Annotated in this window: 10 protein-coding genes; 8 read left to right on the plus strand and 2 right to left on the minus strand. The window is 39.4% G+C overall.

What is annotated here, in order from left to right; translation table 11 throughout:
* Nucleotides 1-15: 15 nt before the first annotated feature.
* From OC25_RS04035 to OC25_RS04070, 8 genes are all read left to right on the plus strand, one after another.
* Nucleotides 16-729, plus strand: coding sequence for a 3'-5' exonuclease (locus tag OC25_RS04035; protein WP_039471996.1), 714 nt, complete (start codon nucleotides 16-18; stop codon nucleotides 727-729).
* Entirely contained in the window at nucleotides 729-989 is a 261-nt protein-coding gene (locus OC25_RS04040) for an Imm32 family immunity protein (protein ID WP_039471997.1), read from the plus strand. Before OC25_RS04035 ends, OC25_RS04040 begins: the two co-directional genes overlap by 1 nt.
* The gene (locus tag OC25_RS04045) at nucleotides 989-2,695 is read left to right on the plus strand and encodes an ABC transporter ATP-binding protein (protein WP_039471998.1); all 1,707 of its coding nucleotides are present in this window, start codon (nucleotides 989-991) and stop codon (nucleotides 2,693-2,695) included. The genes OC25_RS04040 and OC25_RS04045 overlap by 1 nt, the downstream gene beginning before the upstream one ends.
* A gap of 3 nt (nucleotides 2,696-2,698) precedes the next feature.
* Nucleotides 2,699-3,733 (plus strand): sialidase family protein, encoded by a 1,035-nt coding sequence (locus tag OC25_RS04050; protein WP_039471999.1) that lies wholly within the window; start codon nucleotides 2,699-2,701, stop codon nucleotides 3,731-3,733.
* Nucleotides 3,734-3,865: 132 nt separating this feature from the next.
* On the plus strand, nucleotides 3,866-5,998 hold the full coding sequence (gene rnr, locus OC25_RS04055; protein WP_039472000.1) for a ribonuclease R: 2,133 nt from the start codon (nucleotides 3,866-3,868) through the stop codon (nucleotides 5,996-5,998).
* 44 nt (nucleotides 5,999-6,042) lie between these two features.
* Nucleotides 6,043-7,008 (plus strand): polyprenyl synthetase family protein, encoded by a 966-nt coding sequence (locus OC25_RS04060; protein ID WP_039472001.1) that lies wholly within the window; start codon nucleotides 6,043-6,045, stop codon nucleotides 7,006-7,008.
* Nucleotides 7,009-7,032: 24 nt separating this feature from the next.
* On the plus strand, nucleotides 7,033-7,866 hold the full coding sequence (locus OC25_RS04065) for a hypothetical protein (protein ID WP_156131396.1): 834 nt from the start codon (nucleotides 7,033-7,035) through the stop codon (nucleotides 7,864-7,866).
* Nucleotides 7,867-7,871: 5 nt separating this feature from the next.
* Complete coding sequence (locus OC25_RS04070; RefSeq protein ID WP_039472003.1) at nucleotides 7,872-8,582, plus strand: hypothetical protein; 711 nt, start codon at nucleotides 7,872-7,874, stop codon at nucleotides 8,580-8,582.
* Between the two features lie 42 nt (nucleotides 8,583-8,624).
* Here the strand turns inward: OC25_RS04070 and OC25_RS04075 are convergent, their stop codons facing one another.
* Both OC25_RS04075 and OC25_RS04080 read right to left on the minus strand, forming a co-directional pair.
* Nucleotides 8,625-9,554, minus strand: coding sequence for an IS3 family transposase (locus tag OC25_RS04075; RefSeq protein WP_156131397.1), 930 nt, complete (start codon nucleotides 9,552-9,554; stop codon nucleotides 8,625-8,627).
* On the minus strand, nucleotides 9,473-10,012 hold the full coding sequence (locus OC25_RS04080) for a helix-turn-helix domain-containing protein (protein ID WP_052265945.1): 540 nt from the start codon (nucleotides 10,010-10,012) through the stop codon (nucleotides 9,473-9,475). The genes OC25_RS04075 and OC25_RS04080 overlap by 82 nt, the downstream gene beginning before the upstream one ends.
* Nucleotides 10,013-10,055 lie beyond the last annotated feature (43 nt).

Consider the following 10,055-nt stretch of genomic DNA (forward strand, 5'->3'; position numbering starts at 1 on the left):
AAAACTATCTGCTATATGCTAAAAACGCTAGATCTAAATCAGGTAATGGTACTCGATATTGAAACCGTTCCGCAATACCCATCATTTCATGATGTACCACCTCATTTTCAGGAGCTTTGGGAACACAAAACGCATTACCAGCGCAATAACGACCAAAGCGCAGAAGAATTTTACGAACGCGCAGGCATAATGGCCGAATTTGGCAAAATCATCTGCATCAGCCTCGGCATTTTCTATACCGAAGACAAAACGAATAAATTGCGCATCAAATCTTTTTCAGGTCATGATGAATACGAAATACTCTCGCAATTTTCAGCTTTGTTGAATAAACAAACGCCTGGCCTCATGTTCTGTGCCCACAACGGAAAAGAATTTGACTTCCCTTACCTGTGCCGCAGACTTTTAATTAACGGCATCGAAATTCCGGTACAGTTGCAGCTAGCAGGTAAAAAGCCATGGGAAGTAAACCACATCGATACCATGGAGCTCTGGAAATTTGGCGACCACAAACATTTCACCTCCCTTAGTCTGCTTGCCGCCATTCTGGATATTCCTACTCCAAAAGACGACATTAACGGCAGTCAGGTAAAACAGGTATATTATGAAGAAAAAAACCTGCCCCGGATTGTTACCTATTGCCAGAAAGATGTAATTACTACAGCACAGGTACTGTTAAAATTTAAAGGTATGGAGGTAATTCCGGAAGAAAATATTACCATTGTAACCTGATGGCAGATTTAAAAATAAACATTCCCGAATACACTAAAGAAAAAGGTACTGTTTCCATCTGGGAGGAAGGGTTTGTAATTAAAAGTGAGGTTCTAAATGATCAGATTATTATCTCAGCTAACCAGGCAGGCTTAATTTCTTTGGCAAAACATTTACTTTTTCTTGCCCAAAATGAAACGCCTGTAAATTGCCATTACCATTTAGATGAACAAAACAGCTTAGAAACCGGGTCGAAAGAAATTGTAATCTGTAAAATTTAATGTTAAACGTTGAAAATTTAAATATCGATTTCTACAACCAGGAAGATAAAAACTGGTTCAAAGCCGTTAAAAAAATTAGCTTTAATGTAAAAAAAGGTACTGTTTTAGGCATAGTTGGCGAATCAGGCTCGGGTAAATCGGTTACTTCATTCTCCATTATGCGTTTGCATGACGAGCGCCTTGCCAAAATTACCGGCGATATTGATTTTGAAGACATTAGCCTGCTTAACTTAAATGCTAACGAAATCAGGCAGATCAGGGGCAATCAGATTTCGATGATTTTTCAGGAACCTATGACTTCCCTGAACCCCGTTTTTACTTGCGGCGATCAGGTTGCCGAAGCCATTATCCTCCACCAAAAGGTAGATAAAGCTGAAGCAAAAAAACAAACCATTGCCCTGTTTAACGAAGTTCAGCTTCCGCGGCCCGAAAAAATATTTGATAGTTATCCGCACCAGATTTCTGGCGGACAAAAGCAGCGCGTAATGATTGCCATGGCTTTGAGCTGTAACCCTAAACTGCTCATTGCCGACGAGCCTACAACAGCATTGGATGTAACCGTTCAAAAAACCATTCTCCAATTGCTGCTCAAACTCAAAACAGAGCGCAACATGGCCATGATCTTTATCTCGCACGATCTGGGCGTGGTAAACGAAATTGCCGATGAAGTTGCCGTGATGTACAAAGGCGAAATTGTAGAACAGGGGCTAGCAAAATCGATATTCGAAAATCCGCAACATCCCTATACCAAAGGTTTATTGGCCTGCAGACCATCACCCAACTTGCAATTAAAAAAATTACCGGTTGTTGCCGATTTTTTAAACAACCAAACCGGTGATGCACCAGCGTATTTACAGCCGGCAAATCAGCTAACCACAACTGAAATTGCCCAACGCCGGGAAATACTTTACCAGCAAAAACCATTGTTGCAAGTTAAAGCCCTATGTACCTGGTATCCTATCCGCAATGGATTGTTTGGTAAAACCACCGATTATGTTAAAGCCGTAGATCAGATTAATTTTGAAGTTTTTCCGGGTGAAACCTTAGGGCTTGTTGGTGAATCGGGTTGTGGGAAAACAACACTGGGCCGTACCATACTCAGGTTAATTCAACCCACTTCAGGCTCCATTATATTTAACGGACAAGACATTACACACCTGGGCAAAAACGAACTGCGAAAGCTCAGAAAAGATATCCAGATTATTTTTCAGGATCCCTATGCCTCGCTAAACCCTAAACTAAGCATCGGCCAATCTATATTGGAACCTTTGCAGGTGCATCGGTTGTATCAAAATGATACCCTGCGCAAACAAAAGGTATTAGAGCTGCTTGATAAAGTTGGTTTAAAAGCCGAACATTTTAACCGCTATCCACACGAATTTAGTGGCGGCCAGCGGCAGCGTGTGGTAATTGCACGGGCTTTGGCATTGCAACCTAAATTCATCATTTGCGATGAATCTGTATCGGCACTCGATGTATCGGTACAAGCGCAGGTACTCAACCTCATCAAATCGCTACAGGAAGAGTTTGGCCTGACTTATATCTTCATTTCGCACGATCTGGCTGTGGTTAAACACATTTCTGACCGTATTTTAGTGATGAATAAAGGTAAAATTGAAGAAGAAGGTTTTCCAGAAGAATTATTTAATGCTCCTAAGGCCGAATATACCCAGAAACTTATCGCCGCCATTCCCGGACACCAATAAATTATGCAAAGATTCTTTTCCATTATTGCTACATTGTTCTTTTGCGCAACCACTTACGCACAAAAAGTTGAAATTATACAGTCAGGCCCCGTTTTTAATCAAGTGCCTTTCGAAGCCTGTCATGCTTCAACACTCGTTGATCTCGGAAACGGAAAAATTATGGCCGCCTGGTTTGGTGGCAAACACGAAGGAAGCAAAGATGTGGTGATTTGGTCAGCGGTAAAAAATGGTGCAAGCTGGAGTCAGCCGGTTGAGATAGCCAACGGAATACAAAGCGATACCAGCCGTTTAGCCTGCTGGAATCCGGTATTGTTTAAAGCAAAAAACGGCACTTTATTTTTACACTATAAAGTGGGTTTAAATCCCCGTACCTGGTGGGCTGAGTATAAAACATCGGTTAACAATGGTAAAACTTGGTCTAAAGCGCAAAAATTACCTAAAGATTTTTTAGGCCCTATTAAAAATAAACCCGTTCAACTAGCAAACGGAACTATCCTCTACCCTTCGAGCACCGAAAGCCTGGATGAAAAAACATGGAATATCCATATTGAAAAATCGGATGCTGGCGGTAAAAACTGGACAAAAATCAAGATCAATTGCGATACCTTTGGTGTAATCCAACCATCAATCCTCATTCATCCCAAAGGGAAATTACAACTGCTTTGCAGGAGCAGACAGAATGTAATTGTAGAAAGCTGGTCGGTTGATGGGGGCGAAACCTGGTCAAAACTAAAACCTACAAAACTGCCCAATCCCAATTCTGGCAGCGATGCAGTAACTTTAAAAGATGGCAGGCAAATGCTAGTTTACAACCCATTAACGGCAGGCAAAAACTGGTGGGAAGGCCGTTCGGTATTAAAACTGGCCATATCAACCGATGGCGAAAACTGGAAAGATATTTACACCCTCGAAAACCACCTAAAAGGCGAATACAGTTACCCGGCCATTATTCAGGATCAAAACGGAAATATCCATATCAGTTATACCGCCGAGCGCAAAAATATCACCTATGTTGAACTGAAGTTAACAGAACAGTAACTTGCAGATCAACCTCCCCCATCTCACATCTCATATCTCAAGTCTCATATCTCACATCTACCATACATTTTACACCCCAAATCCCGTCACTTCCCTATCTTTTCTGTATCTTCGGTAAATTCAGTTTAGCGTATGGCAAAGAAAAAATCGGCAAATATAAAATTGGTTCTGAATCAACTGGTTAGTGATATTTTTGAAAAAAACAATAATCAGCTACTCAATTACAAACAGGTTTCGGCCAAATTGAACCTAAACGATCAGGAATCAAGAGAAACGATTTTAGAGATATTAAAGGAAGGAAAAAACAACGGTATTTTCTTAGAACCCCAAAAAGGGAAATTTAAACTTAAAGAACTCCAGAACTTCATTATTGGTACCGTAGATATGACTGCCGATGGTTCGGCTTATATCGTGCCCGAAGATGAGTTTGAGAAAGATATTTTTGTTGCACCCCGCAAACTTAAAAATGCCCTACATGGCGATACCGTAAAAGCTTATGTTTTTGCCAAAAAGAGCGGCCGTAAGAATGATGGCGAAGTAATCGAAATCATTAAAAGAGCTAAATCAGACTTTACCGGTGTGATTAAAATATCAGATCGCTTTGCTTTCGTAATTGCCGACGATAAAAAAATGATGCACGATATTTTTGTACCACTGGCCGATACGCATGGTGCAAAAAGTGGTCAACGGGTTTTGGTAACGCTATCCGACTGGCCCGAAAGTGCTAAAAACCCAATAGGTATTGTGAAACATGTACTGGGCAACCAGGGCGAAAACAATACCGAAATGAATGCCATTCTGGCCCAATACGGCTTTCCGCTCGAGTTTCCACCTCAGGTAGAAAGAGAAGCCAATGCCATTCCCGAAGAAATTCCGGCTGCAGAAATTGCTAAGCGTAAGGATTTTAGAAAGGTGTTAACCTTTACCATCGATCCGGCCGACGCCAAAGATTTTGACGATGCCATCTCCTACCAGAAATTACCCAATGGTAACCACGAAATCGGAATCCACATTGCCGATGTTTCACACTACGTAATCCAGGGAAGCGAACTCGATAAAGAAGCATATAGCCGCGCTACTTCGGTTTACCTGGTTGATCGCGTAATTCCGATGCTCCCTGAGCGTTTAAGCAACGGGGTCTGCTCGCTTCGTCCACATGAAGATAAATTGTGTTTTGCAGCTGTTTTCGAGCTCGATGAGCAGGCCAACATTCAAAATGAATGGTATGGCCGCACAATAATCCACTCCGATCGCAGATTCACCTACGAAGAAGCACAGGAAGTGATTGAAAGTAAAACCGGCGATTACGCAACCGAAATACAAAAACTGAATGAGCTTGCTTATATCCTGCGCGACCGTAAATTTAAAAACGGTGCCATCAGCTTTGAAAGTACCGAAGTTAAATTTAAACTCGATGAAGCCGGTAAACCTATAGGCGTTTACGTAAAAGAGCGTAAAGACGCGCATAAGCTGATTGAGGATTACATGCTTTTAGCCAACCGCAAAGTGGCTGAGTTTATTGCCAAAAAGAGCAAGGGTAAACAAAAGTTAACCTTTGTTTACCGGGTACACGATTCGCCAAACATGGAAACCCTAAACACTTTTGCCAACTTTGCTTCCCGCTTTGGCTATAAAATCAATACCAAATCGGATAAAGAGATTGCCAAATCGCTAAACCATTTAATGGCTGATGTAGAGGGCAAAAAAGAGCAGAATATTTTAACTTCGCTGGCCATCCGTTCTATGGCCAAAGCCATTTATACCACTAAAAAAACCAGTCATTATGGTCTGGCTTTCGAGTATTATACCCACTTTACCTCGCCCATCCGTCGTTATCCCGATGTAATGGCGCACCGTTTACTGCAAATCTATTTAGATGGTGGTAAATCGGCTGATATGGAATTTTACGAAGTAGCTTCTGTGCACTCTTCTGCCATGGAAAAACGGGCTGCCGATGCCGAAAGAGCTTCGATTAAATACAAACAAGCCGAATATTTAGAGAATAATATCGGTACAGCCTACAAAGGCATTATTTCGGGAGTTACCGAATGGGGCATGTATGTAGAAATTGAAGAAAATAAATGTGAAGGTATGATCCGTTTACGCGATATATCTGATGATTTTTATGTACTCGATGAGAAAAACTACTGTATTGTAGGCCAAAGAAAGAAGAAAAAATACCAACTGGGCGATGAAGTGATGATCCGTGTAAAAAAAGTTGACCTTTCTAAGCGCCAAATCGATTTTACCCTAATTCCTGATTAAAAAATTAAGACATTTGTGCCCGAAACACAGTGTTTAAACAAAACATGCATACTACAGAACAATTACAGCAGATTTTAGATACCGCAATACAAAATTTAAAATTTCCAGATCACCCGAAACAGCTTTATGATCCGATAAGCTATATTATTAACCTGGGTGGTAAACGGGTAAGGCCGCTTTTAGTGTTAATGGCTACTGAATTGTTTGGTGCTGATGCCAACGAATCTGTGCATGCTGCAATGGCTATAGAGATTTTCCATAATTTTACCCTCGTACACGATGATATTATGGATAATGCACCGCTACGCAGAGGACAGGCGACTGTACACGAAAAATGGAGTACCAATGTGGCGATTTTAAGTGGCGATGTGATGATGGTAGAAGCCAATAAAAACCTGGCTAAAGTAAATCCGGTTTTTCTTAAAGATGTGCTCGATACTTTCAATGCTACCGCTCAGGGTGTTTGCGAAGGGCAGCAGCTGGATATGGAATTTGAAGGACGTGATGATGTAAGTATTGAAGAGTACATTAACATGATCAGGCTCAAAACGGCTGTATTATTGGGTGGTGCGCTGAAATTAGGTGCTATTATTGCCGGTGCATCAGCAAAAGATGCCGACCTGATTGAGCAATTTGGCGAAAATATAGGCATTGCTTTTCAATTGCAGGATGATATTTTAGATGTATATGCCGATCCGGAAAAGTTTGGCAAGCAGGTTGGTGGTGATATTATTGCCAACAAGAAAACGTTCTTGTTGTTAAAAGCACTGGCAAAAACCGATTCTCTTGAGCTACAGGGTTGGATTGCCAATAGCAATCCAAATATTCAGGAAAAAGTTCAGGCAGTTACTGCAATCTACAATGAACTACAAATCCGGGAAGAGGCAGAAAAAGAGATGATGAAATATGCAGCTGTCGCTTTTCAAAACCTTAAAGATATTGAAGTACCTCTTGCAAATAAACATGATTTACACGAACTTGCAGAACAGTTATTGAAACGAAACAACTAAATAACAAATATAAATTAACCTCTCATGTACACCTTATTACAACCTCCCAAAAAGTCATTTCAGGGTAGATTCCTGTTCGGATTATTTACACTTGCAACCATATTGCTGAGCATTATGTTTTCAACAGGATGCAAAAATCCGATAAATGATATGGCTGTTTTTGTTAACGCTTACAATGAACAGGCCAGATATGCACGTACTCCATCAGTAAGCTGGACATCAGCTGTAGCAGATTATAAGCGAAAAACCATCAAGATTAAGGTAATTACTACTTATGCTATCAGCGATCCCGAAACTGATTTTATTAAGCAGGCAATGCCGAACATGATGATGGAACTGTTAAAGCAGCAGTCTACCTCCAATAAACTGATAAACGACGGCGTTACGTTTGAAATCACTTACTATACGGCAAAGCAATCTGAAATTTCTTCCGCAACACTGGATAAAAAGAAAATGGAAGAGCTGAGCAAAGTAGCTCCTGATACACACAAAAGTGATGCTGGTTTTTTAAATCCAAAAACCAGTGCTCCATCCTCTCCATTTGAACAGATATTAGTTGCACTGAATAAAAGTTTGCCGTACACAGAGTCCTCAACAGGCGCAACCATATTTAAAATCGACCAAAACAAACTTGGCGATTTAGTATATCACGTACGTACCCCAAAAGATCTTGCTGGCCCGCTTAAAACACAAGCAGGTGTAGAACTGATGAAAAGTGAAATACTACGATCTGGCAAGCTTAAAAAACTAATTAGCGCTTTTAACAAATTTCAGATTAGCGCAGTTAAGTATATCTACTATGATGAAAAAGGCAATCAGCTTAACGAGCTGCGTTTAACCACAGCCGATCTAAATTAAGCCCTATGGAAGAGAATGAAGAATACAGAGAAAGACCTGTTTGGAGAACAGTGCTCAGTATCGTGATTGCTATTATTGCAGTAGTCCGCCTTTTTGCAACATGCAACCAAATGGAATCGAGGCAAACCAGAATATTAGATGCCAACCAACTAAACAACATATCAGAGCGGCAGTTTTCAGATCAGCGGTCATTAACTTCTAGTCAAACTCCTAAAATCTGGAACGATCTGCTTTATAAAAGATACAAATACCTCGATTCTTTGGATCAAACCAGACTTAAAGACTTTTATATTATCAAACTGGCAAAAGACTCATTGGTTAGCCTGGATATAGAGAGCCAGCTCAAGATAGAAAAAGGATGTTTCTTTCAGAATACACATGATGATACGCTAAAATTTGCGTTTAAAACACCAAAAAACCTAAATGTTTTTGTCCATGATTTCGAAAGTACTGTAGCTGTTGATAAATCTTTTAAAAAGCTAAAAGCAGGGAGCGGAATTAATAATTTTAAAGAATTTATAAAGTTAAGCCCTACAACCAAACTTCTTACCTATAACATTACCAAAAGAGATATAAAATTTAATGGTATTGCCTATGCTTTTGAGAAAAACAACTACCAGATGTTTATTGAGTTTGAAAGCAGTACATGGCCCCAAAAGAAGTTAAATCAAGAAGCTTTAACCTATGTGGTTAACCACATTAAAGTGCGCAAATAAAAAAGCTGTCGTTCTAGACTGACCCCAAAAAGTTGGACGAAGTTACGCAATGTTTTTAAAGTAATGAGTTCGGTATTCCACCGGACTCATTCCATTTAAATTAATCCTTATTCGGTCCCTATTATAATATTTAATATACTTTCTAATTTCAGAATGTAATTGTGATACCGATTTAAATTCATTTAGATAAAACAATTCTGATTTAAGTACTCCAAAAAAGTTCTCAATTATAGCGTTATCCAAGCAGTTTCCTTTTCTGGACATACTTTGCATTATCTGTTTATCTTTTAGTTTTTTCTTATACTTCTCTAACCTGTACTGCCAACCTTGATCGGAATGGAGAATTGGTTTTTCATTGTTTTTGATTTTCCTGAAACCTTTATTGAGCATATCCAAAATCTGTCGATAATTAGGCGATGTAGATAAGTTATAGCTTATAATCTCCCCATTAAACAGATCAATTATTGGGGATAGGTATAGCTTTTTTTCCTTTACTTTAAACTCAGTTATATCGGTAGCCCATTTTACATTAGGCTTGTCAGCAGTAAAATCTCGTTGTAAGATATTATCCGAGGCTTTGCCAATTTCGCCTTTATAAGACTTATATTTTTTAACCCTTATCTTACTCTTCAAGCCCATCTGCTTCATGATTTTAGCAATGGTTTTAAAGTTTACAGCGATGTTCAATTCTTTTCTAAGGGCTAACGTTATTCTTCGATAGCCATATCTTCCAAAATGCCTCTGATACAGTTTTTTAACTTCTTTTACCAAGTCTATATGCTTATCTAAAAAAGCACTACTATGTAGATGATAATAGTAGCTACTTCTTGCTAGCTCAGAGAGATGTAAAAGATATTCCAGTTTGTGTAAGCGCCTTAACTCCGTAACTATTACGGCTTTTTCTTTTTGACTTGCTTGCTTTGAGCTAAGGCTTCCAACTTTTTTAGATAAGCGACTTCTGCTCGTAAATATTCATTTTCGATGGTTAACCGCTCTAAATCAGTCATAGAATCTTTGATTCCTGGAACTACTTTTGTTTTAGCCATCCTCTTTGGAGTTTTCTTCTTTTTTAAATGATCACCGCGTTTATCTACTAGGCCTTGATAGCCAATCTGTTCAAACTTAACGACCCATTGAAAGAGTGTTGAAAAAGAGGCAACCATAAAAATAGCACAGGTGTCAATCAAAGATAATCCGCTTGCTTGATAATAGCGAATGATTTCAAGTTTTTCATCTGCCGTATAGCTTTTAACCGCGATATCTTCCAACCCTTTTTCTCCGTGGTGCTCATGGAGTTTGCACCAAAATTGTAACTGTGATTTAGCCAATCCATACATATTGGAAAGTTCATGTACAGAGTGTTCTTCTTTGATTACCTTGTTGACTAAATCAAGTTTAAACTGATAGTCATATTTTTGTTTTCTACTCATAAAAAATGCCCCAAAAAGTGTCTAACTTTTTGGGGCATGTCCA

Origin of the sequence: Pedobacter kyungheensis, from assembly GCF_000812965.1 — a bacterium.
Classification (GTDB): domain Bacteria; phylum Bacteroidota; class Bacteroidia; order Sphingobacteriales; family Sphingobacteriaceae; genus Pedobacter; species Pedobacter kyungheensis.